This is a genomic window from Parvimonas sp. C2 (genome assembly GCF_035282405.1).
In the GTDB taxonomy this organism is placed as follows: domain Bacteria; phylum Bacillota; class Clostridia; order Tissierellales; family Peptoniphilaceae; genus Parvimonas.
Window position 1 is genome coordinate 143,826 of record NZ_JAYKBP010000002.1, and the last position, 24,452, is coordinate 168,277.

The window sequence follows — 24,452 nt, forward strand, 5'->3', positions numbered from 1 at the left end:
ATTATACCAGCTTACCAATCCAGTCATTTCTGCCAGCAACAAGTAGAATATCACTATCCTTTATCACATAGTCAGCTCCTACATTTATCTCTAGTCCATCCCTATTCTTAATAGCAACAATATTTACATGATGTCTATTTCTAATTTCAGATTCCTTTATTGATTTTCCAATCCAATCTTTAATTGGCGATATTTCAACAAGAGAATATTCATCAGATAAATTTATAGAGTCCAAAATATTTGAATTACTAATATTATTTGCAACTCTTATTCCCATATCTCTTTCAGGAATTATAACTCTATCTGCACCTATTTTTCTAAGTACCATTGCTTGAACACTGTCAGTCGCCTTAGCAATAATCTTCGGAATACCAAGTTCTTTGGCTTCAACAGTTGCGATAATAGAAGTCTTGTAATCAGATCCTATTGCAACAACACAAATGTCAAAATTTGCAAGACCTAATTCCTTCAAACTTCCCTCAACTCTAACATCACAAATTATAGCATGAGTAACCTTATTTGCGATAGAATTTATATTATCTTCATCTTTATCTATAACCATTACTTCATTTCCAAGTTTTTCTAAGGTAATGGCTAAATTCATTCCGAATCTTCCACAACCTATAACAACAATTTGTTTCATAATATCTCCTATCCAATAATAACATTTCCGTTTGAATACTTAAATTTCTTTCTATTAACTTTATTATAGAAAGAAAAAATAATTGTAAGTGGTCCAACTCTTCCAATAAACATCAATATAATTATAAACACTTTTGTAATATCTTTCAAATGCGGAGTTAAATCTTTGCTAAGACCTACAGTTGCAAAAGCTGAAATTGTTTCAAAAAGCAAGTTTATAAAACTGACATCTTCTATTAATGTCAATACAAAAACTACTGTATTAACCAATAATAAAGATATAACGAAGATTCCTATTGCTCTTTTTACTAATGAAAAAGAAATTCTCCTTTTAAAAACCTCTATCTCATTATTATTTTGAATAAAAGAAATAGTTGTTACAATTAATAAAAATATTGTAGTAGTCTTTATTCCTCCAGCAGTACTTGCAGGCGAACCTCCTATAAACATCAAAAAAATGGTCAAAATCGTTGATGATTCAGTAAAACCAGTTTGATTTATAGATGCAAACCCCGCTGTTCTGGTAGTTACCGACTGAAAAAAGGAATTTGTTATTTTTTCAAAAAAGTTTAAATTTTTCAAAGTTTTTGCATTAGAATACTCTAAGATAAAAAATGCAATCGTCCCAAATATAAGTAAACCTAAAGTCATTACTAAAACAATCTTAGTATGCAAGGAATATTTTCTAAAATTGAATTTAAAATTACTTAAATCAATATAAACATGAAAACCAAGCCCACCCAAAATTATTAAAAATGAAATCACATAAAGTAAATACAAATTTGTATTAAAACTCTCTAAACTATTTTCACCTAAAATGTCAAAGCCGGCATTACAAAAAGCCGATATAGAATGAAAAACAGAATAAAAAATTCCCTTTAATCCATACTTAGGAACGAATGTAAAAGAAAGCAAAACTGCTCCCAAACCTTCAATTAAAAAGGTTGAAAAAATTACATATCTTATTAGTTTAACCATTCCACTAAGTTTTGTAGATCCCATTTGTTCTTGAATTACAAGTCTATCTTTTAAAGTTATCTTTTCACCTAAAATCATAGCTACCATAGTAGCCATTGTCATAAAACCTAATCCGCCTGCTTGAATTAACAACATTATGATGGTTTTCCCAAATATATTAAATTCATTAGTGATATTTATAGTTGAAAGACCAGTTACACAAACAGATGAAGTTGATATAAATACACAGTCCAAAAAATTTGTAAAATTCAAATTTTTAGATGAAAAAGGTAAAAACAGCAAAATTGATCCAACAGTTATAATTAGAAAAAAACCTAAGGTCAAAACTGCTGGCGGATTTGTTTCAAGTTTATCCTTTACCTGCTTTATAAAATTTTTCAAAATAACCTCCAAAAAAAAGCCCTTCAATTATGAAGGGACATTTTCTCTATCTTACTAATTCAACTAATTTTTTGAATCCTTCTGGATCATTTATAGCCATTTCAGAAAGCATTTTTCTATTCATATTTATATTATTTTTCTTAAGCCCATACATAAATTTGCTATAACTTAAACCATATTGTCTTGTTCCGGCATTAATTCTTGCAATCCATAAGCTTCTAAAATCTCTTTTCTTTCTCTTTCTTCCTATGAATGCGTAAGTCATTGATTTCATGATTGCTTGATTAGCAACTTTGAATAATTTTGACTTTGCGCCATAATATCCTTTAGCTTGTTTTAGTACTTTTCTATGTTTTTTTCTTGCATTTAAGCTACGTTTTATTCTTGCCATTACTCTTTACCTCCATAATTAAGGAATCATATTATTGATTCTTTTTTGATCTCCACTGCTGATAACTGTTGATTTTCTTAAATTTCTAATTCTCTTTGGTGATTTCTTACTTGTTAAATGGCTCTTATATGCCTTAAATCTCTTAATTTTTCCAGTACCAGTTCTTTTAAATCTCTTAGCTGACGCTCTATGTGTTTTCATTTTAGCCATACCTAAAACCTCCTATTAATCTTGTTTTGGTGATAAAAACATTGTCATATTTCTACCTTCCATTACGGAATCTTTTTCTACATTTCCAAACTCTTCAGTGAGTTCTTTAAATTGATTTAAAACGACCTTACCAATATCAGTATGTCCTAATTCTCTACCTCTAAATCTTACAGAAACTTTTACCTTATCTCCACCTTTTAAGAAATTATTTGCATGTTTTGCCTTAACTTCTATATCGTGTTTATCAATACTTGGAGTAAGTCTAATTTCTTTAACATTTATAACTTTTTGTTTTTTTCTTGATTCCTTTTCTTTCTTTAAAGAATCATATCTATATTTTCCATAATCTAAAATTTTGCAAACAGGTGGATTAGCATTAGGAGAAATATTTACAAGATCCAACTTCTTTTCATTTGCCATTTCCAATGCTCTTGAAATTGGAACCACTCCAATTTGATTACCTTCTGCATCAATTAACCTAACATCTTTTGCTCTAATCTCTTCATTAATTAAAAGCTCTTTTATAATAACACCTCCATAAAAAAACGGCGAGTAAACACCCGCCATAATAATTACAAAACTTAAATTATTAACATAAACCTGAAACAAAATAGTAACAAGGTGAGAGCGAGTACTCTACTTCATTCATCATATTACCCAAATATTTTAACATAAACTAATAAAATAGTCAAGTAATTTTTAATAAAAATTTAGTTTTCTTTTTCAACTCGTATATTTCATTTTACCTAATTCACCCCGTCAAATAGTGGACTTCTTTCTATATTTTACTGTACCTAAACTATCCTTTGAATATCTTGAGTTTGTATATTTTTCCCAGTCTCCTATTACTTTTTCATACAGTAGTTTGTCTGCTATTTCCTTTAAATCTTTTGTAGATATATTATTTTTATCTAGGTATTCTTTTATCTTTGGTATTTCGTCAATTTCTGATTCTTCTACGGGAAAAGTTTTATCAAATATAGAAACCGTTTCAGATAGTTCCTTTTTATCTACATCATATCTATTATATATAACTATACTTATTTTAGCCTTATGAATTTTAGTACCAAAAACTATAGTCATACGATTATCGTTGAGAATAAATTCAAAGCCAACTGTCCATTTTCCTACTTTTTTTTGTGGGATATTTCTTTTTATATCGTTCACAAACTATATCACCAGCTTGCCAAGTATCCTCTCTATTTTTTCTACTCCAATCTTCTATTCCTTTAATTTTCGCAAATGGGCTATTATTATCTATCCAATTATCTATTTTTTTCTCTCCATAATACATTTCATCAAATACATTCTTTACTTTTGGCTCTATTATCTTATATGCTATTGTAACTATTACTATTGATAATAGTATTACTATTACTTTCTCTGTTTTACTCTTCATTTTCTTTCTCCTGTTTTACATACTTTATATATTTGTTATTATTTCTCAAATTTTTTATAAAGTCAAACAGTTTTAACTTAATTTTTCCCTAATCCACTCCGTCAAATAATGGACTTCTTTCTATTTTTACATTCCCTAAATTGTCTTTTGAAAATCTTGAGTTTGCATATTTTTCCCAATCTCCTATTACTTTTTCATATAGTAATTCGTCTGCTGTTTCTTTTAAATCTTTTATGGATATATTATTTTTCTCTAGATATTCTTTTATCTTTGGAATTTCAGTAATTATACGTCCTTCTGATTTTAATGTAGTATCTGTTAGCACAATTTTTTCTTTTATTATTTTTTTATCTTTCTCATACTTATTAATTATATCTATATTAATTTGTTGATAATTACTGCTAAAGTTTATGTCCACAGCTTTACTTTCATTTTTATCATAATGAAATGCAAAATCAATTTCCCATTTCCCGATTTTTTTTGTTTTATATTTCTTTTCATATCTTTCTTCCACTGTAGTATCTTCACTCATCGATGTATCTTTCATATCATTTCTATTCCATTGATGTATTCCCGGTATGTCCCAAAATGGTGTTTCTCCAAACCAACTATATACTTTTTTCTCTCCATAATACATTTCATCAAATATATTCTTTACTTTTGGGTCTATTATTTTATATGTTATTATAACTATTATAACTGATAATAGTACTACTATTACTTTCTCTGTTTTACTCTTCATTTTCTTTCTCCTATTTATCATGCTCTGTATATTCATTATCTCCATTTCTCAAACTCATTATAAAATTATATCCTACCGGATTTTTTATTTTTAACTCTTCCATTGTTAAAGTTCTTTCTTCTAATATATATCCATTTCCATATTCTGTAACTTTTCTTAGTTCATATACTTTTCTAATTCCATCTTCAATATATTTAAGACCTAAATTTTCTTTAAACATTTTTGCTCTGTTTATTGTTCCTTCTCGTATTCCTTTATAGTATTCGTTAATTACTTCAATAGGAGATCTGCTTTTATCTTTACTGCATAGATGTAAAATATTTACTGCATCTAAATCTGCTTTATAGTCATCTTCCTTCATTGATGGAGCTTTCTCAGCGTGATTTGTAGTATCTCCTTCCCATCCTGCCAAGTCATTTGTTACTTTATGTGGTTCTGAAAAACTATACATTAAACCTACTAAATTTGCTGGTCTAGAATGATTTTTATACAAAATTGTAGCCATTGTGATTGATTGGTGAGTAAAATCTCCCTTTCCGTGATATGCATCATCTCTTCTATCTCTATTCCATTTCTCTATAAAATCAGCTTCGGTTAAATGTTCTCCATATACTCTCTTAAATTCTGCAAACTCTTTTTTGAACTTTTCTTCAATCTGTTTTTTCTCATCAGGATTTTTCAACATAAAATTTCCTTCAAATGCCTTTACACCGGCAAATCTATGTTGAATATCCAATTCATACATCAACTGTGTGTATTCTTTTTTACTTAATCCTAGTTCTTTATATATCTCTTCTAAACTATATGGAGTCCTTATATTTTGTGATATTCCAAAATTATCTGTTGCTTCTGCTTCTTTATAAAAGTAATCTCCCAAGCTTCCAGCTGTCCCTTTCCACAATATATCATTATAATGTCTATCTCCTATAATTCTATTAAATATATAAAATCTTATTTCTTTACTATAATGTGCAAACTTTTTATCTATTGCTCTTTTTAACTTTAGTATTATATTTGCTATTCTTTCTTCAAAGCCAAAATCTTTCATTAAGACTTCTTTATATTCCTTCTCTTCTCTAGTCTCTATTTTTCTTGCTTCATTTAGTTCGTTTAGTATATTTAGTTTTCTTAGCCATTCTTCTCCTTTTAACTCTTTTATATCAAATTCTCCTGACATTTGATTATAACAGCTTGTGTTTTTTATTGCTCTTAAGCCTGATTTTATTGCTCTACTTAGCTCTTCTATTTCTCTTGTTATATTCTCTGTGTTTCGATTAAATAATCTTAATTTCCACAGTAATTCTTCAAAGTATCTTTTTCTGTCTCCATTTATATATATGCTTTCTTGGAATTCTTTTTTATATTTATATTATCCTTGTATAATTTCATTTGATAATAGCCTTTCCAGTCTTCTTTCTTGTGCTCTGTATTCTGCTATTATTAATTCTAATTCTTCTTCATTTAAACTACTACTATGTACTTCTCTTACATATCTTTCCGGTAATTCTTTCGACACTTTTGTTGTTAATTCTGATAACAGTTTGTTTCCCTTTACTATTGGCATTAATATTTCTTCAAAATATTCTCTCATTGCATCATAAGCTTGTCCTTTTAATTCCCCTGTTGTATAGCTTATCTTTGTTATTGCTCTTATTAAACCTTCATATCCTTCTATTTTATTTTTCATTTCTTTTTCTATGCTTTCTGCTTGTCTCCTTGAATTTTCCAAGTTCATATTTATTCCCATTTTCTATCTTTCTCCTTTTTTCTTCTTTTTATTTTCCATTCTATTATTTATATATCTTAAACTTGTTTGTAAATTTTCCTCTTCATCTAGTATCATAGTATTAATATTTTTTGTCTTTTCTTCCAAAACTTCATAAAAACCTTGAATTTTCATATCGACTTTTCCATAGTTTATTTTTCTTTTTATTTCTTTTTCTTTTCTTGTATATTCTTCAAATTCTATTTTAAAATTATTAATTTTTCTTAACCTATCTTTTATAAATTCCTTTTTCTTTTCTAACTCTTTCATTTTTAATACTCCTGCCTCTTTTTTATGTATAATTTTTCCTATGTATTATATTTCTCTTTTTAAAAATTTTTCTCCTATTTGATTATCTGCTTTTTTTAATGTTGATTCAACTACAGAAACTTTTTTGCTTGAAATATCAAGTAAAGTTTTAGTTTCTGTTGTAATAGATATTTCTTCTCTTGCTGATTCTTGTACTTTCCCATTTCCTATAACTGTTGTACTAAAATCCAAACTTATACTTACTACATTTCTTAGTGATTTTAGTTCTGCTTCTATTTCTTTAATCATTTCTTCGACTATTATGCTATTGCTTTGTATCATTTTTATTCTCCTCGTTTAACATATATTCCAATTATAAACCATTAATTAAATTAATTCAATTTTATTCACAATAGAAGTAATTAAAGATATTTTTAAAATAATTTAGCTAATTTCTCCTTTAAAAAATTCCAAAACTTTGCCTAAATTTTAAAAAAACATATTCTGCTTTTGTATTATTTTTCTTGACATAATTAAATCCTCCTATATGTTTTTGTTTTAACACACCAGGAGGATTTTTCATTTACAATATATTTCACAATCTCGTATTACATCTCAATTAAATATTAAAGTAATCTTTTATTTTTTTTGCAATTTTTTCGTATTCATTTGGTTTAAATTGATCTACATCAAAATTATGCTCTATATCTGAAACAATTGCAATTAATTTTTCTCTTTCAGAAATTATTTTTGTCGAATAGCCTGTTCTATAAATTTCAATTCTATCTAAGTTTTCCCATTTATATCCTTCAACTAAAACAAAATCATATTCTGTCATTGTTTTTAAAACATCATTTAAAGATTTTTCATAATTCAAGTTTTCGACTGTTATTACTCTGTTTGGACTAACCATTTTTACACAGCTTGCCCCCGACTTAGAGAATATATAACTGTCTTTACCCTCTCTATCAAAGTCAAATTCTCTATGATGATGTTTCACAACTCCAACTTTTAATCCTTCTTTAGAAAATATTTTTAACAAGTTTTTTATCAAAGTTGTCTTTCCAACATTAGAACATTCTCCAACTATGGAAATTGCTCTATTGTTCATATAAAAACTCCACTTCAATAATTTCACTTTTAGAAATTTCAGTTTGACTTGGAACAATTACTATGGAATTTTTTGCAACCATTGTAGATAGAACTCCTGATTTTTGACCTTCCTCAATTTCTGTAAAGAATTTTCCGTCTTTGTATGCTGTTGTTGCTCTTAGAATTCTACTAACTTTTGCTTTATTGTTAAATCCATTAGTCAATTCACTTTGTACTTTAAGCATATTAGCATTCCTATTTTGTAATCTTAAAATTATTGGTCTAACATAAAGGTAGAAATTCATAAAAGATGCGGCAGGATTTCCAGATAAAGCAAATATAAATTTACCTTCATATTCTCCAAAGAAAACATGTCCACCCGGTTTTGCCATAACTCTTGTAAAAATGGTTTTAACCCCTATTTTATCCAACGCAGTTAAAACAAAATCACTATCTCCTACAGAAATTCCTCCTGTTGAAATAATTATATCGCTATTTCTTATAGCTTTTTTATACATATCAACCAAAGTATCCAAATCATCATTAACTTTTCCATATTGAATAACTTCAGCATTATAGACTTTTGCAAGTTGTTCTATTGTATAACTGTTACTATTTCTTATCTTTCCATCTTCCATTTCATCAGTAACATCAAGTAATTCACTTCCTGTTGCAAAAACACTCACCAAAGGAGCTTTATATACCTTAATAAAAGGAATTCCTAGACTGGCTAAAACTCCAATTTCTGCAGGAGTTAGAAATGTTCCTTTTTTGATAATTACATCGCCTTTTCTTACGTCTTCACCAAGTCCAATTATATTTTTATTTTTCCCTATTGGAGAAAAAATCTTTACTTCTTTATCGTTAAATTCAGTATCTTCATATCTTACGATACAATTTGCACCACTTGGAACTTTTGCCCCTGTCATCAATCTAACAGCTTGCCCTTTAGAAACTGACTTTCCTGAAACATCTCCTGCCATTATTACATCTATAACTTCCAAGACAATAGGATTTTCTTTACTTGCATTTACAACATCCTCTTCCCTAAAAGCATATCCATCCAATGGAGATTTATCAAAGTTCGGAATATTAACTTTTGAAATTATATCTTCAGCAATAACTTTTTCTAAGGCGTCATTAAAATATACTTTTTCAATTTTTTCTTCAAGATTAATTTCCTCAACTATTTTTCTTGCTTCTTTTAGTTCAATTGGTGAAAAATTATTAATTATCATGGTCATCTCCTACACTTTCATAATCATACTTTTTTCTAATTTCTCTTTCTCTTAGTCTTTTCTCTTTTCTTTCTTTCATTTTTCTTTTTTGATCAAAAGAGTAAATGTCATTAATAGTTAAAAAAGTATTCAAAATAAAAATTATTACAGTCATAATTGCAAGACCTTTATTTCCTCCAACAATTCTAGAAATAAGTGCTAAAAAGATTATAATTCCAATTTTAAACTTTAATTTTCTTCCTAATAAAATTGGTTCTAAAACTAACCTGACACATAATATTGTTAGATACAATATCGCTAAATTGGATGCGATTACTACTTCATGGTTAATCAAATTAATTACAATTTGATAAGCCAAATAAAGTCCATTTCCTATTATTGGAACAATTTCCAAAATACCCATAATTAGACCGGCTTTAAATTTGCCAGAATAACCCATAAGGTAAACAGCAATTAATGAAGTAAGCGTTGCTAATAAAACAAGAATTCCTTGAACTTTTAAATAATCTAAAAAAGTTTTTTTACATTTTTTCAGCATAGCTTTTATATAGCTTACATACATTTTTCTTCCTCCTTTACATCTTTTCTAATAATTGATACATATTTTTTTTATAATTATCTACTCCCGGTTGATCAAAAGGATTAACCTCTAACATATATGCAGAAATGGCACAAGACATTTCAAAAAAGTAAATTAACTTTCCGATATTATAGGCATCCAATTTTGGCACCTTAATCCTAATTGTTGGAACATCTCCATCTGTATGTGCTTTTCTCGTTGCCGTAACAGCAACCTTATTTATTTCATTAAGTGATTTTTTTGCTAAATAATTTAAGTTGTCAAAATCTTCATCAATAAGAGGAATGATAATATCATTCTTTAACTTTTCAACCTCAATTATGGTTTCAAAAGTAATTTTATTCCCATCTTGAATCATTTGTCCAAAAGAATGTAAATCTCTTGTAAAAATGGCACTTTCTACATAAAGTCCTTTGCCATTTTTCCCTTCACTTTCAGCAAATAATTGTTTCCACCACTCTTGAAGATATGCAAGTTTAAATTCATGTGCAACTAAATATTCTATTTCCTTTTTTTCATCTCTAAACATTGCATTTCTAATAATTGCATATCTTAAGGAAATATTGTCTAAACTTTTCTTAGTATATTCTTCTAAACCATCATTTGCTCCAAGTAAAAGTGCATCAGTATCAATTCCTGCACACATAATGGGAAACAATCCAACAGATGTTAAAACTGAAAATCTTCCACCTATATCATCCGGCACACAAAAAGTTTCATAGCCAACTTTATTGCTTAATTCCTTTAACAATCCACGTTCTGCATCAGTTGTAACAATAATTCTACTTATCGCTTCTTTGCCATATTTTTCTTCACACAATCCTGTTAAAACTCTAAAAGCAACTGCAGTTTCAAATGTACTTCCCGATTTTGAAATTACATTTATGTAAAAGTCCTTGTCTTTTATATATTCAGCTAATTCACTCAAATAATCTCCACTTAGGTTATTTCCTGCAAAAACTATGTCCAAACCCTCTTGTTTGAAATAAGGTTTAAGGGCTTTTATAACTGCTTTGGATCCTAAAAAACTTCCTCCAACTCCAACAACAACAAGAACTTCTGAATTTTTCACTTTTTCAGAAAGTTTTTTCATTCTTGAGTATTCTTCTCTATCATAAACTTCCGGATGAGTTACCCAACCTAAAAATTTGCTTCCCAAACCATCTTTATTTAAAATAAAATCTAATGCCTTAAAAGCTTCTTTTTCATAATTACAAAAACATAAATCTTCAGAAAAATCCAGCTCAAAATTATTTGTCATTATAAAACCCTCATACTTAATAATGCAATATCATCTTCTTGAATTCCACATCTAAATTCAGAAACATCTTCAACTAACTTGTCCAAAAGTTCCTTATCAGAAAGTGAATTTTTATATTTATCTACTACATTAAAAAATCTTTCTTCTCCATATTCTTCTCTATTTTTATTCTTTGTTTCAGTAAGACCGTCTGTATAAAATAGTACACAATCTCCATGACAAAGTTTTGCTTTACCTACGGAATATCTACTATCTTGGAATAACCATGAAATTGGCAATCCACTTAATTCTAAGCGCACATTTTTGTCCTTATTAAATAAAATCGGGATAGAATTATGCCCTGCATTTGAATATTCAAATTCACATGTTTCTCTATTATAAATCCCTAAAAATATTGTAAAGTACATTTCTAAATTAAGTTTTGAAAATTCTTTTGATAAAGCTCTTAGTATCTCTCTTGGATATTCTATTTTTCTTCCATGAATTAACATTCTAACAGAAAATTTTATAAACATCGTTATCATACTTGCAGAAATACCATGCCCCATAACATCCGCTATATAAACACAAGTTTTATCATTTGGTAAGTCTATAACATCAAAAAAATCTCCTGACAATTGTTCTGATGATATATATTTATATTCTAAATTTAATCCATCCGTATGACTTAATTTGGATAATAAACTCTTTTGGATATCTGATGCTGTAATCATATCGTTTTTCACCATTTTTTGATATTTCAGCAAATCTTTTTGAATTTTATTACCCTCAGTAATATCTCTAAAAACTTCAATACTACCCCAATACTCTTTTTTGTCATCAAAGATAGGACTACTCTTTACTAAAAAGTCTCTTTCTCCAACTGATAACATTTCAGTTTTTACATCTTCTTTGTGCCCAATGGGTGCAACACATTTTAAAGAGGAAAATTTTTTATCGTTTTTATGTATGTCATCCTCAGAAAATACACAAAACTTTCCTTCTTCATTTTCTAAAAACTTTTTCATACTGGAATTAGTATAGACAATTAGTCCGGTTTTATCAAAAACTCTGACTAAATCTTCCATAAAATCTACCAGTTCAAAATTCCAATGTGTAAACTTATCCATATACATTTTACTATCTCCCATTATTTTGGTTTAGGACCATAAAATTGATAGAAATCAACTTTAATTCTTCCATTAAATAGCTTTCTCTTCCTATCGGCTTTTCTTCCATATAATCTTTCAAAACTTTCTATACTTGTTATTAAATACACTGACCAAGTGTCTAATTCTTTAAATTTTTTTCCAAAATCTCTATAAAGCCTTTCAACTTCTTCGATATCTCCCATACGTTCTCCATAAGGAGGATTAGTAACTACAACTCCATATTCATTATACAGATCAACATCTCTCATATCTTTTATAAAAAACGAAATTTCATCATCTACGCCCAAAATATCTGCATTATCTCTTGCAATTAAAATTGAACGTCTATCTATATCTGAACCTAAAATTTTTAAATCTCTATCATAATCTATCAATGCTCTTGCAATATTTTTTTCATTTTTTAAAGCATCTTTATCCAGTAAATTCCAATTTTCAAAAGCAAAATTTCTCATAATACCAGGAGCAATATTTCTACCTATCATATAGGCTTCAATGCAAAGAGTTCCACTTCCACAAAAAGGATCATAAAAAACTCTACTTGGCTCCCAAAAAGATAAACTAATCATCGCACTTGCCAAAGTTTCCTTAAGTGGAGCATTCCCCGCTCTCTTTCTATATCCTCTTTTGTGCAAAGCCTCTCCTGAAGTGTCAACGGTAACAGTTGCAATATCCTTTAAAATAGAAACTTCTATGTAATATATCGCATTTGAAGTTTCGTCAAACCACTCAACTCCATAAACATTTTTAAGTCTATCAACAATTGCTCTCTTTGTAATCTTTTGAATATCTGATAAACTAAGGAGTTTTGATTTTACACTATTAGCATTTACAGGAAATTTATCATTTACTGAAATTAACTCTTCCCATTTTATTTTCTTTATGCCTTGATACAAATCTTCAAAACTTAAAACTTTAAATTCATCCAATTTAAGTAAAATTCTTTCTGCACATCTAACCCATAAATTAACTTTTGCAATATCATTTACATTTGCCAAAAATTCTACTTTTCCATCAGAAACCTTTATATCATCAAAACCAAGTTTAATTATTTCTCTCTTAACAACTGCCTCCAAGCCAAAAGCACAAGTGGCAATTAAAGTTATTTTTTTCATTATTTCTCCATTTATATAAAAATCTACTATGACAAAAATACATCTATCATTGAATATAATTATACCAAATTTGCATAAAAAAAACAAAAGAAATTGAAAATTATGGAATTTTTGTAAAATTTTTGTTATAATAAACAAGGCTTTAATATACAAAACTCTAAGGAGGAATTCATGAAAGATATTTCAACAAAATCCATAACAAAAATCGGAATACTAAGTGCAATTGTAATTATTCTATCACTTTCTCCCATAGGATTTATTCCATTAGGAGTAGTTAGAATAACAACTGTACATATACCAATAGTTTTAATCGCATTAATAGAGAAACCAACAGTATCATTTTTTGTTGGATTGATTTTTGGATTGTTCTCATTTTTTCAACATTTATCAGGAATAAGTCCATTATCTTTTATATTTATAAATCCGATGGTTTCTGTACTTCCAAGAGCCTTGATAGGAATCGGAACATATTATACATTTAATTTTATTAAAAAATATATTAAAAATATTTTTAATGTTGTCCTTGCAAGTATGGTAGGAACAATGATAAATACATTTGGAGTTCTGTCTATGGCATATATATTTTGTGCAAATCAAATATATGATGTTTTAAAAGTTAATCCTGCAAAATTTTTATTTGGAGTTGCGATTTCTAATGGAATTCCTGAAATAATAGTATGTTCTGCATTAGTTCCTATATTATATAAAAGTTTACAAAAAATTTTAAAATTTTAGCAAAATGAGTGTTTATGTTCACTCATTTTTTATATACCTAAAAAAGCATAAAAAAAGAACTTTGAAAATCAAAGTTCTAATAATTCATTTTAGCTTGCCTTTAAACTCACTTGTGATGTCAAAACATCAAAGTAGGAATATGAAAAAGTTCTTATTTTATTTTCTTCTGTTTCAATTTCAACAGTAAAAAACGATGTAAAGACCTCTCCAATTACTCCCTTAATTTCAACGTATTCTTCCTTACTTCTTCTAATAGTAATCAATACTTTTTTCCCAATGTTGTTTCCCAAAACTCTTTTAATCATAGCTAATTTTTCTTTTGTATTCATAACAGCACCGCCTTTTCTAGATTTTACCATAAAAAAGAAATAAAGTCAAATTTTTAAACTTTGTTAAAAAAAGAAAAAACTGCATATACCTTATAAAAGATATACGCAGTCAATCATATCCATTTAAATTTATTTGTTTTTCTTCCCTATAAATATGACAACTATGATTGCTATTAAACTCAAAAGCCCAATTATTAAAAACAAATTTCTACTACTATCAATATTCATAAATGGAATAAGATTAGTAAAATTTTCCATACAAACCTCCATTTATCTTAAAATTGTTATAAATATTTTTTCAATAGATAATTGAAAATTCACATTATTATACAAATTCTCTCTAACAATTTCTATCGCATCTAAAATTTTTACCAATTTCTTTCTATCAAAATTTACATTATTCTTAAATATTTTCAAAATTTCCTTACTTGAAACATCTTGACCAGTTTCTAAAAAAATATAAAATTCTTTAAAAAAATTATATAATAAAGATACGAAATTTCTATCTTCTTTTAAACCCATAAGATATTCCTTGTTTTTCGAATTATAAATTGCTAAAAAGTCCCCCTCTAATGCAAGAGATAAAATTTCCAACAATCTACCATAATCCGAATAATCAAAGTTTTCTGAAGAATTTACTTCTGAAACAAATATACATCTACTCCTTATTGTTGACAATAGTTTATATCTTGAATCAACTAAGATACAAATTATAACATAGTCAAAAGACTCTTCAAGAGTTTTTAATAAAGCATTCGATGATTCTGCTCTTAAAAATTGTCCACCTTTTATGATAACCAATTTGTACTTTGATTCCAAAGGTCTTTTTTGAACATATTTAATCATCTCTCTAATTGAATCAATAGGAATATTATTTCTTTCACTTTCAACTATCATCAAATCGGGATGTGTTCGCTCTTCAATTTCTCTTGAAATTTTAAAATCATCTTCTGGATTTAAAACCTTTAATATTAACTCTTTAGAAACCTTATCCAAAAAAGTCTCACTTCCTTCAACTATATAGTTTTGGGAAAAATCAAAGAAATCAATTTTTTCTTTGAAAAGAGCATAATTCATAAACTACACCCTTATAAATTGATCCATATTTAGAACAAACATTACAGTATTTGCGGTTTTATCATCAACTGTTTCCTTATTTTTTGAAATATTTAAAATCATTTCTTTAACTCTATCTAATTTTTCTTCCTCAATACCTATCAATATTGTAGTATTTCCTTTTTTGAAAAAACCACCAGTTGAAGATAGTTTTGTAGCTCTAACTTTGTTTTCAGAAAGCTCATTTAAAACATCTTGAGCTATATGGTCTTGTATAATTGCTAAAATAAGTTTCATAAAATCACCTACATTCTTACAAAATCTACAACATCAAGGACAAAAATTGTTGCTCCGCCTACTAAAACTTCCATAGGGAATGGAATATAAGCATCACCCGGCATTGTAACACTCAAAACAGATGTCGTAATTTCTCTTGACTTGCAATTTTCTTCAATAATTTTCAAACATTCATCCAATTTTTCTTCTTCAACACCTATTAAAAGAGTTGAGTTTCCAGCTCTTAAAAATCCACCTGTCGAAGCAAGATTCGTCATTCTGAATCCCTTTTCAGTTAAATCTTCTTGTAACGGGTTCAAGTCTTGATCTTGAACTATTGCAATTATCATCTTCATAGCAATTCCTCCATTTTTTCATCTATTATTTTTTTTACATCTTCAAAAACTTCTTCCATACTTTTAGTTGCATCAACTTTTCTTAATACTTCATCATCTTTCATCTCCTCAAGAAGTTCCATATATGTATCGTAAACTATACTGTGGAAATCATCTCCAGAAAGCTCAAGTCTATCAGCATTTTCATTTAAAGACTTTCTCTTTAAAGTCGTCAAAGGGTCAACATAAAAGAAAATAATCATATCCGGATTAACTCCGTTAATTGCAAAATCATTTATCTTTCTAACATCTTCAACCCCAAGTTCTCTACCTCCACCTTGATAAGCAAGTGAACTTAAAACAAATCTATCTGAAACAACAATATTTCCCTTTTCCAAATTAGGCTTTATAAGTTCATCAATATGTTGAGCTCTACTTGCTGCATAAAGTAATGCTTCTGTTCGTGGCGACATATTAGCATTATCATTAGATAAAATAATCTCTCTGATTTTTTCTGATATTTTCGTTCCACCTGGTTCTCTTGTAAAAATTATTTTTTCGTTATCCTTATAGTATTCCTTAATTAAATTTATTATTGAAGTTTTCCCACAACCATCGGGACCTTCAAAAGTAATAAATAAACCCATTATTTAACTCCTTAGAATGAATAAAATAAATATGATAAAATTATTCCGACTATTCCAAAACTACCAACTAAAAAGTAGCTCAAATAGGTAAATGGAACAATAACAATTTTAAAAATTGCCAAAATATATAAAATCACATATCCGATTATAGAATTCACAATAATCTTTTTTAAAATTTTTAAAGGAAACTTTAGTAATTTAAAAACTAAAATAATTAATAAAATTCCTACAATATAAGAAATAATACTATGTTCGAAAAAAAACTTACTTAAACCAGCGAAATCAAGTGATTCTAATGAATCATAATACATTTTTCCTAGTTTTTCCAAAGTATCACTCTCCTATTCTTATTATTATTTTATCACAATGTAAAGATTTTATCAATTAAAACGTCCAAAAAAATATATATATCAGTAAATATAATTTAATTAAAAATATATTCTATTTAAAAACTTTACTTATTAAGTTTTAAATTTTTGAATTTGAGTTTATTTTTGGTTATTATATAAAAATAGCAAGTCATAAGGCTTGCTATTTTCCATTATATTTAAGTCAATTAACTTTTTAATGTTGTATTTAAATCAAAATTTAGAAATTATTTTCATTTTTTTGATTTCTTTTTTTCAAGACTAACATTATTCCACATGATATAGCTAAAATTCCAGCATAAATTGGAGAATTTGTTGCTATTCCAGTCTTAGATAATTTAGGTTTTTTATGTTTTTCAGGAGGTATTGAAGGTCGTAATGTCGGATTTTCTGTGTTAACTACCTTTATCCCATCTTTCATATTTCCAGAATAAGTTACCTTAAACAACTTTCCATCCAACTTAATTGAATTATTACTTTCTCCAACTTCTTTTACCGCATATTCATAAGCCTTTGAATTTTCTATTGACTCATATGCTTTTAAGTTTTTGAATTCTGCTGTCCAATTATTAGCCTTATTCAATTCTAATTTTTGCCCTGTTGCCTTTCCATCTCTGTACAATTCAACTTCTATTTTATCTACAGGTGCTGTGATTTTATTTCCGTTTGTTCCCAACCACTCTTTTGTTACCTTTAGATTTCTTGTTGAAGGTACAATTGGTGTCCACGGCTTTTCAGGTGTTGATGCTTCTTCCTTATCTGTTACTGTTAATTTATTTTCATTTGCTTTTACTTCATTTCCATTTGCATTCTTAACTGTAACTTTTCCTTGTTCATCTACTTCAAAAGTAATATCTGTAACTTTTAAATATCCATCAGGCGCTACTTCTTCATGGAATGTATATGTTCCAGCTTTTAAATTAAATGTTTCACTTTGTCCTTCTTTGGATATCCATTCCTTTACTAATTGTCCATTTTCATCCTTTATTTGAATTCTTGCTCCTGCTATTTCTTTGCCTGCTATATTTACCTTACTAAAAACTACTTCTTTTTCAACTTCTTCCTTAGGTAGAATTGTAAATGTTTGTGATTTATCCTTCGGATCTTCATGTGTTAATTCTTGTTTCTTATCAGGTTTTCCATCTCCATCTGTATCTATTACATCTTTCATTGAAACTACTTTCTCAAAGACTACATAAGATTTTCCTGCTTCTAAATTAAGCTTTCCAAAATTTAATATCCATTCGCCTTTCCCTGTTGCATCTACTTTTAAATCATCACCACTATTCACTACAGAAACTGGTTTATTAGGATTAACAAGTTTTCCATCTTTTACTTCATAAATTTTACCTATCACATCGTATTCTACATTTGGGTAAAGTCCTTTATATGTTATCTTATCTGAAACTTCAACTCCACCTTCAATATCCTTTGCTTTTAATGTTGCAATTTCATTTTCAGTTGAAGTCTTTCCTCCAGCCGTTACTGTTGTCTTTATTTCTCCAATAGATTGATCTTTTTTCAATCTTCCAGTTACAATAGCTTGATATCCGATTTGACCTTGAACCTTTTCCGGTTTATAACCACGAAGCTCAAAATTAGCAGGTACATTAACGCTGTTTACAGCCTCACGCAATAAGTATACTGCTTTTTGAGCCTGTTTTGAGTATCTGTAAAACAAATATTGATTACTGTCTTTATCAACTTTTTGACCATCTGTATAACGCCATATTTCATTTTGAACAACATTATAAAATTCATTAATTGCATCTTGTGGAGTTGTCCAACCGGATCTTCCGATAACATTTGTGGGATCTTTTAAATAAATATAAATAAGTTTAGATACTTTATCCCAAAGTTCATCATGACCTGTAGCAACCTTACCTGGTAAGTGGTTGTCTCTAACAAGTTTATTAAAACTTTCCTTGTTTAAATTTAACATTTGTTCATATACACCAAAATATTCATCCTTTGCAGCATCATATCCAGGATATTTTTTGCTATTTGCCATACAAAAAGCGAATAGCTCTACTGGAGTATGAGAGTCATCCGATGTAACCATCCCTAAACGATTTTTATTCCCTGCTGAGTAATATTTACCATTCGGTGATACTCCTGTAGCATCATTGGGAAAACCATCAGCTTTAGTTTTTGAAGATGGTTGAATCACACTTGATATTACCATCAAAAATATAATCAAAAACGAAACTGCACTTTTGAAAATTTGTTTGTTTCTTTTTTTCATTTTATTACTCCTTTCATGTTAAAATGTAGATTATTTACATTTTGATAATTTTATAGTAAACAATCTCAAAATCTTGTCTTAATAAACTTCATGTCAGATTATTAATAAATTTTAATTATTATATAATAATGATTAAAAATGTATTCGATTTCTTATAATTAATATTTAAAAATAATAACTAAATTTTAAAAGTTTATTTAGGTAAATTATACCATAATTTAAAATAATTTGTCTACATTTTTTTAGTTTTTTACAATATTTATTTTTATAAAAAAGATATCGTTTTAACAAATATTATTTAACTTTTTTTTAAAAAAATTAACATGTATTTTTATGCCAAAAATTTATAAATATAATACATTTTGAGCTATAGTAATTTAATTAAAAGAATATATACAATCTTAATAATAACAAAACTTGATATTTCAATATGCTAAAGAAATTTGAAACTATAAAAATTTAAGATTATAACTATTTTAAGAAATAAAAAAGTTAGGGAATACTTTTTAAAAATTTACTCCCTAACATTAATTTCTAAACTATATTTCATATATTACATCATACGTTTAAATATCTTTAATTTTTTCAAATCAAAAGGTGCATATCTAAATGGCAAATCAAAAATCTTTTTATTTTTTACAATTCCTTTTTTATGACTTAATAAATCAAAACCATGTTTTCCATGATATGAACCCATACCACTATTTCCTACACCACCAAAAGGAATATGACTATTTGCAAGTTGCATTATAGTGTCATTAACACAACCTCCTCCATAAGAAAGGCTATTAATAATATAATCTGCATTTTCTTTTCTTTGTGAAAAGATATAACATGCTAATGGTTTTTCTCTGGCTTTAATTATATTAATAACTTTATCTATATCATCATACTCAATAATAGGAAGCAAAGGTCCAAATATCTCATCCTTCATAATTTCGTGGTCAAAATATACATCAGGAAATATAGTAGGTTCAATCTTTCTTTCATTGTCATTACTCTTTCCCCCAATTACATTTGACTCCGTCTTTATTAAATTTAAAAGACGTTCATAATGATGAGGATTAATAATTTTCGGATAAGATTTATTATTTATAGCATCAGGATATCTTAATTCAATTTCTTCTTGCAGATACTTAATAAATTCTTCTTTTATATTTTTATGAACAACAATATAGTCTATTGATACACATGTCTGTCCCGCATTTAAAAGTTTCCCCCATATAATACGTTTTGCTGAAAGTTTAATATCTGCGGTTTCATCAATAATACAAGGACTTTTCCCTCCTAATTCTAAAGATACAGGCGTTAAATTTTCACTTGCTACACGCATAATTATTTTTCCTACTCTTGCACTTCCGGTAAAAAATATAAAATCATATCTTTGATGTAGAATCTCATCATAATCAAGCTCAGAATCTATGCAGTAAATATATTCTTCTTCAAATGTTTTATTGATTATATCTCTAATAATTTTTGATGTGTTTTTGCTCTCTTTAGAACATTTAATAACTGTACAATTTCCTGACGCAATGGAAGCAACAAGTGGAGAAAGCGACAAATTAAATGGATAATTCCAAGGTGCCATTATAAGTACAACCCCATATGGTTCAGAATAGACATAACTTTTAGCAGGAAAAGTTCCAAGACTTCCCCTTACTCTTTTAGGTTTACACCATTTTTTTATATTTTTTAAAGCTTCATGAATTTCCCCATATACAATTCCAATTTCAGTCATGTAGGCTTCTGCTTCCGATTTTGAAAGATCCTCATATAGAGCAGATAATATTTGCTTTTCATTATCTCTAATCGCTTTTTCAAGTTTTTGTAAAATATTAATTCTAAATTCAACAGATTTTGTTGTATCTTTTTTGAAAAATTCTTTTTGCTTTTCAACTATACTTTTTAACTCCATTTTGTACTCCTTATGATATGCTATATTTTGTTATAATTTTCCCTAAATATAAGTCCTAAAACATATTTTGTTTATCTTTTTTACCAATATAAACTTGAGTATATGGAAAAATGAAGTATTGAATGAATTAAGTGCTTTGGTACCTTTTAAAATGTTTATAAAAAAGTAAATTATTCCCATTATCTTCCTTAATACTATTAAGCTATCAAACAAATGCTTCAATTTATATACAAAAATCGACCTCTAGAAATAACTTAGCCGTATCCAAAGGTCGATTTATTTATGTTTTATTATGAAATTAATAGTTATTAATTTTCATTTCTTCTTCTTTTAAATTCAACAGCAATTAAAGTTCCTGATATTCCAATTAGAACTGCATATAAAACTATACTTGTTTCTACACCTGTTTTTGGCAAATTATTATTTGTTTTTTTATTACCAGGTGTTGTTGGATCTATTGGATTAACCGGTGGATTTTTAGCTACATATTTTAATGTAAATGTGATATCTTTTCTTGTAGGATTGATTACATCAGCTCCTTCTGGTAGTTGTTCTGCATACCAGTTTAACTTAAAGTTAATCACATTTCCGCTTACTGTTTCTTTAGCCTTTGCTTTAAGTTCTCCAGTCATTGTACCTTTAACTGTATAATTTGTATTTTCCAACGCTTTACTATTAAATTTTGCACCGTCAACTACAACATTAAGTTTATCTTCCATTCCATTTACAGCATCTCTTAATTCAGCAAATGATTTTACTTCTTTATTTACTGTCATCACTACTTTTATAGTTTTTCCACTCACAGTTGAATTGACTACCTTGTATTTTCCATTATCATTCAATAATGACACTTGTGGATTTCCTTCAAAATCCATTTCTTCGGGCAATGTCAACGTTGCTGTAAAAGTTGAATTATAATCAGAAATTTTAATAGTTGAAGGGTCTATATTTGTCTTTTTGAATTGTTCTTCTATATCTTTCATTTGTTTTTTAACCGGTGATACATCTAAAGAACCGGTGAAAGCGACTTTTGTTCCCTTTTCAACTTCATAAACTTTATCATGTTCTGTGTTATCTCCTACTAAAATATCCCCTAATAATTTTTGTGTTGCTTCAAATGTATTTTCAGCAGTTTCTAAATATTTAAGTGTTAATTTTATATCCTTAGTAGTAGGATCAGTTGAATCTTCTCCTCCGGCAAGTTGAACACCTTCCCAAGTATAATCAAAATTGATTACGTTTCCTGTAAGAATATGTGTAGCTTTTGCTTTGAACTTCCCAGAAACAGTTCCCTTAATTGTATAATTTGTATTAGCTTTAGCCTTATCAGCATCAAATTTAACGCCTTTTACATTAACTTTTAATTCATTTTCTACTCCATCCACAGCTTCTTTGACTTCTTTAAAAGTCTTGATATTATCTGCTACAGTAAGAGTAACAGTAATTGTTTTGCCAGATATTTTTTGTTCGGTAATCTTAAACTTACCATTTGCTCCAGTTAATTCAACTGTATAATCATCAGCAAATTTCATTTCTTCTGGTAAAGTCATTTTAGCAGTAAAGCTTGTATTTACATTTTCTACTTTAATATTTGTTGCAACACCAGAAGCAGCATAATTTTTTTCAAGTTCTTTTAATTGCTCCTTGATAGGAGAAATATTTAACAATCCAGTCATAGTTAATGAATCATTTTTATTAACTTCATACACTTTATCATGTTGTGTATTTCCATTAACTAATAAATCTCCATCTAAATTTCCTTTTGACGAAATATCTTGTTCTGTAGGTGCTAAATACTTAACAGATATTGCAATAGCATTTGGACTTGATTCACTCTTTCCGATTTCAGACTGTTTACCATTCCAAGATAAATTGAAATTAATTACATTTCCACTAACTGTATGAGTTGCTTTTGCTTTTAAGTTTCCTTGCACTGAACCTGTTACTTCATAATTTGTACTGCTTTGTGATTTTTCATTAAATTTTGCACTTTTAAAAGTAACCTTAAGTTCATCATCTACCTTATTAATTGCTTCTTTTAGTTGAGCAAATGTAGTGATATTTTCTGAACCAACTAGTTTGAAAGATACAATAGCTGTTTGATTTTCAACTTTCACTTCTTCAATTTTAAATATTCCATTTGCTCCGGTAAGTGTAGCTTCTGATTTTGTAAAACTTAAAGCTTCCGGTAATGTAAGTTTTGCCTTGAAGTGAGTAGACAAATTTTCTAACTTGATATTCTTAGCTTCAGCTCCAGAGTGAGATGATTCAATATCAGCCATTTGATCTTTTATTGCCTTTGTATTTAAAACTCCTGTAAAATCTATCTCATCTGACTTTTGTTTTACAATTGGCTTATTACCAGTGTCATTTCCAATCATTAAATCTGCATCTATATCAACAGACTTAGTAAAGTTATTATTTGTAGGTTTAACAAATACATCAGAAGCTGAAAAATCAGGTGCTAATGGTTTTGTACTAATATCTGTATCGTAAACCCTCTTAGTAAATGAGTACCAAGTACCACTAGCATGTGTTTCAAAATCACCTTTTGCAGTTATATTTTTAGATTCTAAAGCTTTGGCTTCATTAAGACTATTTGCTTTTACAGTATATGGAATACTGATATCTATGGTCTTATCTGAAGTAGCTCCACCATCATTATTATAGTGCTTATATATACCTGCCCAATTCTCATCACGTAATGGGAATTTAAATGTAACAACTTGCCCATTTACAGTATGAGTAAATGCTGCTTTGTTAAACATAGCAGTTGAATTATCAGTAGTAATTTTAGCAGTGTCAATAGTTACTCCCTCAGGGAATGTAACCTTGTATTCAACATATGCTATCTTGTTTTTTCCATCTTTGCCATGTGGGTACCATCCATTGGTTGCTGCTTTTTTCATTTCACTTTCAATTCCAGCCATTACTTTTCCCATTGGAATCTTTGCATCCCATTTTCCTTCATAAGTTCCGGCATTGCTACCTTTTGCTCCTTTTACAACTCCGCTAGTTTTTGTATACTGTGCTACATTTAGCGTATTTGCAGCATGAACAGAAGATGCTCCAGGTATTATTACACCTAAAGCTATCACTAATGCTGTAAAAAAAGAAACAAATTTTTTAATTTTGTTTTTCATCTTTTCATCTCCTTTTTTATTTTCCTCCATATCAAGATAATAAATTCATTTATCCGTATAAAAACCAACAAATAATGTTTTATTTTCGAAATTTGTCAATACTTTTATCTTCATCACAGTATAATTATACTACAAAATTATTTAGAATTCAACAGTTATTAATCATTACAATCACATAAAAATATAAATCAACAAATATGTCATTGCATATA

At 28.0% G+C, this 24,452-nt stretch carries 27 protein-coding genes and 1 pseudogene; 1 reads left to right on the forward strand and 27 read right to left on the reverse strand.

The window, feature by feature from the left end; translation table 11 throughout:
• Position 1: 1 nt before the first annotated feature.
• The 17 genes and pseudogenes from VJI95_RS03660 to VJI95_RS03745 all read right to left on the reverse strand — a co-directional run bounded on the left by VJI95_RS03660 (position 2) and on the right by VJI95_RS03745 (position 13,191).
• Positions 2–643 (reverse strand): potassium channel family protein, encoded by a 642-nt coding sequence (locus VJI95_RS03660; RefSeq protein WP_324000368.1) that lies wholly within the window; start codon positions 641–643, stop codon positions 2–4.
• 8 nt (positions 644–651) lie between these two features.
• Entirely contained in the window at positions 652–2,001 is a 1,350-nt protein-coding gene (locus VJI95_RS03665) for a TrkH family potassium uptake protein (RefSeq protein WP_324000367.1), read from the reverse strand.
• Between the two features lie 46 nt (positions 2,002–2,047).
• Complete coding sequence (rplT, locus tag VJI95_RS03670) at positions 2,048–2,392, reverse strand: 50S ribosomal protein L20 (protein WP_004832268.1); 345 nt, start codon at positions 2,390–2,392, stop codon at positions 2,048–2,050.
• An 18-nt stretch (positions 2,393–2,410) separates the two neighbouring features.
• Positions 2,411–2,602, reverse strand: coding sequence for a 50S ribosomal protein L35 (gene rpmI / locus VJI95_RS03675; protein ID WP_324000366.1), 192 nt, complete (start codon positions 2,600–2,602; stop codon positions 2,411–2,413).
• A gap of 15 nt (positions 2,603–2,617) precedes the next feature.
• Positions 2,618–3,169: a translation initiation factor IF-3 gene (infC, locus tag VJI95_RS03680; RefSeq protein ID WP_324000365.1), complete on the reverse strand. Its 552-nt coding sequence runs from the start codon at positions 3,167–3,169 to the stop codon at positions 2,618–2,620.
• Positions 3,170–3,361: 192 nt separating this feature from the next.
• A pseudogene (locus tag VJI95_RS08015) lies at positions 3,362–4,001 on the reverse strand (TipC family immunity protein).
• 88 nt (positions 4,002–4,089) lie between these two features.
• A complete protein-coding gene (locus VJI95_RS03695; RefSeq protein WP_324010292.1) occupies positions 4,090–4,743 on the reverse strand; it encodes a TipC family immunity protein in 654 nt (217 codons plus the stop codon).
• 10 nt (positions 4,744–4,753) lie between these two features.
• Positions 4,754–5,920, reverse strand: coding sequence for a hypothetical protein (locus VJI95_RS03700; protein ID WP_324010293.1), 1,167 nt, complete (start codon positions 5,918–5,920; stop codon positions 4,754–4,756).
• Positions 5,921–6,112: 192 nt separating this feature from the next.
• Positions 6,113–6,490, reverse strand: a complete 378-nt coding sequence (locus tag VJI95_RS03705) for a T7SS effector LXG polymorphic toxin (protein ID WP_324010294.1) — start codon at positions 6,488–6,490, stop codon at positions 6,113–6,115.
• A 3-nt stretch (positions 6,491–6,493) separates the two neighbouring features.
• Positions 6,494–6,778 carry a hypothetical protein gene (locus VJI95_RS03710; protein ID WP_324010295.1) on the reverse strand — a complete coding sequence of 95 codons (285 nt, stop codon included), beginning with the start codon at positions 6,776–6,778 and terminating at the stop codon, positions 6,494–6,496.
• A gap of 45 nt (positions 6,779–6,823) precedes the next feature.
• Positions 6,824–7,099 (reverse strand): TIGR04197 family type VII secretion effector, encoded by a 276-nt coding sequence (locus VJI95_RS03715; RefSeq protein WP_324010296.1) that lies wholly within the window; start codon positions 7,097–7,099, stop codon positions 6,824–6,826.
• 277 nt (positions 7,100–7,376) lie between these two features.
• Positions 7,377–7,868, reverse strand: coding sequence for a molybdopterin-guanine dinucleotide biosynthesis protein B (gene mobB, locus VJI95_RS03720; protein ID WP_324010297.1), 492 nt, complete (start codon positions 7,866–7,868; stop codon positions 7,377–7,379).
• A complete protein-coding gene (locus tag VJI95_RS03725) occupies positions 7,858–9,087 on the reverse strand; it encodes a molybdopterin molybdotransferase MoeA (protein WP_324010298.1) in 1,230 nt (409 codons plus the stop codon). The genes mobB and VJI95_RS03725 overlap by 11 nt, the downstream gene beginning before the upstream one ends.
• Positions 9,077–9,649, reverse strand: a complete 573-nt coding sequence (locus tag VJI95_RS03730; protein ID WP_323999716.1) for an AI-2E family transporter — start codon at positions 9,647–9,649, stop codon at positions 9,077–9,079. The genes VJI95_RS03725 and VJI95_RS03730 overlap by 11 nt, the downstream gene beginning before the upstream one ends.
• A gap of 13 nt (positions 9,650–9,662) precedes the next feature.
• Complete coding sequence (locus tag VJI95_RS03735; RefSeq protein ID WP_324010299.1) at positions 9,663–10,928, reverse strand: glucose-6-phosphate isomerase; 1,266 nt, start codon at positions 10,926–10,928, stop codon at positions 9,663–9,665.
• Entirely contained in the window at positions 10,928–12,037 is a 1,110-nt protein-coding gene (locus tag VJI95_RS03740; protein WP_323999714.1) for a SpoIIE family protein phosphatase, read from the reverse strand. Before VJI95_RS03740 ends, VJI95_RS03735 begins: the two co-directional genes overlap by 1 nt.
• A gap of 20 nt (positions 12,038–12,057) precedes the next feature.
• Positions 12,058–13,191, reverse strand: coding sequence for a THUMP domain-containing class I SAM-dependent RNA methyltransferase (locus VJI95_RS03745; RefSeq protein ID WP_324010300.1), 1,134 nt, complete (start codon positions 13,189–13,191; stop codon positions 12,058–12,060).
• A 171-nt stretch (positions 13,192–13,362) separates the two neighbouring features.
• Here VJI95_RS03745 and VJI95_RS03750 point away from each other — a divergent pair, with 171 nt between their 5' ends.
• A complete protein-coding gene (locus tag VJI95_RS03750) occupies positions 13,363–13,926 on the forward strand; it encodes an ECF transporter S component (RefSeq protein ID WP_324010301.1) in 564 nt (187 codons plus the stop codon).
• Between the two features lie 89 nt (positions 13,927–14,015).
• Here the strand turns inward: VJI95_RS03750 and VJI95_RS03755 are convergent, their stop codons facing one another.
• The 10 genes from VJI95_RS03755 to VJI95_RS03800 all read right to left on the reverse strand — a co-directional run bounded on the left by VJI95_RS03755 (position 14,016) and on the right by VJI95_RS03800 (position 24,240).
• Entirely contained in the window at positions 14,016–14,255 is a 240-nt protein-coding gene (locus VJI95_RS03755) for a Veg family protein (RefSeq protein ID WP_324010302.1), read from the reverse strand.
• Between the two features lie 129 nt (positions 14,256–14,384).
• Positions 14,385–14,513 carry an LPXTG cell wall anchor domain-containing protein gene (locus tag VJI95_RS03760; protein ID WP_324010303.1) on the reverse strand — a complete coding sequence of 43 codons (129 nt, stop codon included), beginning with the start codon at positions 14,511–14,513 and terminating at the stop codon, positions 14,385–14,387.
• A 12-nt stretch (positions 14,514–14,525) separates the two neighbouring features.
• Positions 14,526–15,332 carry a hypothetical protein gene (locus VJI95_RS03765; protein ID WP_324010304.1) on the reverse strand — a complete coding sequence of 269 codons (807 nt, stop codon included), beginning with the start codon at positions 15,330–15,332 and terminating at the stop codon, positions 14,526–14,528.
• A 3-nt stretch (positions 15,333–15,335) separates the two neighbouring features.
• Positions 15,336–15,608, reverse strand: coding sequence for a cyclic-di-AMP receptor (locus VJI95_RS03770; RefSeq protein WP_323999708.1), 273 nt, complete (start codon positions 15,606–15,608; stop codon positions 15,336–15,338).
• Between the two features lie 8 nt (positions 15,609–15,616).
• The gene (locus VJI95_RS03775; protein WP_293440093.1) at positions 15,617–15,943 is read right to left on the reverse strand and encodes a cyclic-di-AMP receptor; all 327 of its coding nucleotides are present in this window, start codon (positions 15,941–15,943) and stop codon (positions 15,617–15,619) included.
• On the reverse strand, positions 15,940–16,569 hold the full coding sequence (tmk, locus tag VJI95_RS03780; RefSeq protein WP_324010305.1) for a dTMP kinase: 630 nt from the start codon (positions 16,567–16,569) through the stop codon (positions 15,940–15,942). The genes VJI95_RS03775 and tmk overlap by 4 nt, the downstream gene beginning before the upstream one ends.
• Positions 16,570–16,580: 11 nt before the next feature.
• Positions 16,581–16,898: a pro-sigmaK processing inhibitor BofA family protein gene (locus tag VJI95_RS03785; RefSeq protein WP_009354948.1), complete on the reverse strand. Its 318-nt coding sequence runs from the start codon at positions 16,896–16,898 to the stop codon at positions 16,581–16,583.
• Positions 16,899–17,157: 259 nt separating this feature from the next.
• On the reverse strand, positions 17,158–19,182 hold the full coding sequence (locus VJI95_RS03790) for a thioester-forming surface-anchored protein (RefSeq protein WP_324010306.1): 2,025 nt from the start codon (positions 19,180–19,182) through the stop codon (positions 17,158–17,160).
• 553 nt (positions 19,183–19,735) lie between these two features.
• On the reverse strand, positions 19,736–21,097 hold the full coding sequence (locus tag VJI95_RS03795; protein ID WP_324010307.1) for an aldehyde dehydrogenase: 1,362 nt from the start codon (positions 21,095–21,097) through the stop codon (positions 19,736–19,738).
• A gap of 308 nt (positions 21,098–21,405) precedes the next feature.
• Positions 21,406–24,240 (reverse strand): hypothetical protein, encoded by a 2,835-nt coding sequence (locus VJI95_RS03800; RefSeq protein WP_324010308.1) that lies wholly within the window; start codon positions 24,238–24,240, stop codon positions 21,406–21,408.
• Positions 24,241–24,452: the final 212 nt, after the last annotated feature.